Raw genomic sequence first — 1,045 nt, 5'->3', positions numbered from 1 at the left:
CAGGCGCCTTCCGGGGGCGACGAACAAACGACGATGTGCAGCGCACGTTTCACCGCTGCCATCACAGGAACTGAGGTGATTTTTCATGGTGTCTACCGTTACGTTAACGAGTGGTACGGGGTGGTGTTTCTGCCGGTCCCGGTCAGGACCCAAACGGAAGATGCTTTTAAAAGGGAGGGTTCCCCCTCCCTGTGAGTCAGAAGACCTGTCAGTGATTACTTATAGGCCACGGTGACGGTCAGCGCCCCTTCCCAGGACTCCGGGATGGTCGCCGCCGGGAAGGTCACCCGGGCGGAGTTGATATTAGCGTGAACACCACCGGTAATTTGCGAACGATTGGCACCAGCAGACCATACATTTGCAGCCTCTGGTGCACTAGCAATATCTAAAGACTTAGTAGCGTAGGGGGCTGTGGCAAAATCCACAGACAGCTTCTGGTTATCCAGCGCTTTTTTCGCAGCATTCTGAAAATTTACATTTGGAGAGTTTGCTGGAGGCGTCCAATTCTGACCAACGCCCTCCACCGACACAAGTTTGAGATAATTTTGCGTTGCATTAACATAACCTATGGTTGATGCCATAACTGTTCTGAATGTCATCTCCCCGTCCACGGTGGAGGTGGTATCCGTCGCATCCGTCAGACCGGTCACCTTCACCTTGACTGTATGCTCCACAGAACCTGGCCAGTTAGTAATAGTATAATCATCACCTCCGATGGTGATGGAGGGTTGTAAACCCAAAGACGCCTTCGCCGCAACATTCACCAGATACCCGTCCAGCAGGGTCACATCCCCTTTGCCCGAGAAGTCCGCCGTCGCATTTCCCCCGGTCACCTTCCACTCCAGTTTGGTGGTGTCCCAGTCTGTCTGGTCTGCCCCGGTTTTCCACGCCCACACCGGGTTGGTGTTTTTAATCTCACCGTTCAGGGTGATGCTGTTATCGGCCGCCAGGTCACCTTCCGTGAACGCCGCCGACACGCTGCCGCTTACCAGACCCGCCGCCAGCAGAGCCAGTTTCAGTGCTTTCATTTTCATAATCCGTTTCC

Annotated in this window: 2 protein-coding genes; one reads left to right on the top strand and one right to left on the bottom strand. The window is 54.3% G+C overall.

Annotated elements, in window-relative coordinates; all coding sequences use genetic code 11:
• Positions 1-195 (top strand): hypothetical protein (locus ACU8YC_RS24980; RefSeq protein WP_446895956.1); only part of this gene is annotated, 195 nt, incomplete at its 5' end.
• 20 nt (positions 196-215) lie between these two features.
• Here the strand turns inward: ACU8YC_RS24980 and ACU8YC_RS24975 are convergent.
• Positions 216-1,045 (bottom strand): F4 family fimbrial subunit (locus ACU8YC_RS24975; RefSeq protein ID WP_446895955.1); only part of this gene is annotated, 830 nt, incomplete at its 5' end.

It is taken from the genome of Citrobacter sp. VF227 (assembly GCF_052950715.1).
Note: the sequence above shows the minus strand (reverse complement) of the source record. Positions and strands in the feature narration are given on the sequence as shown.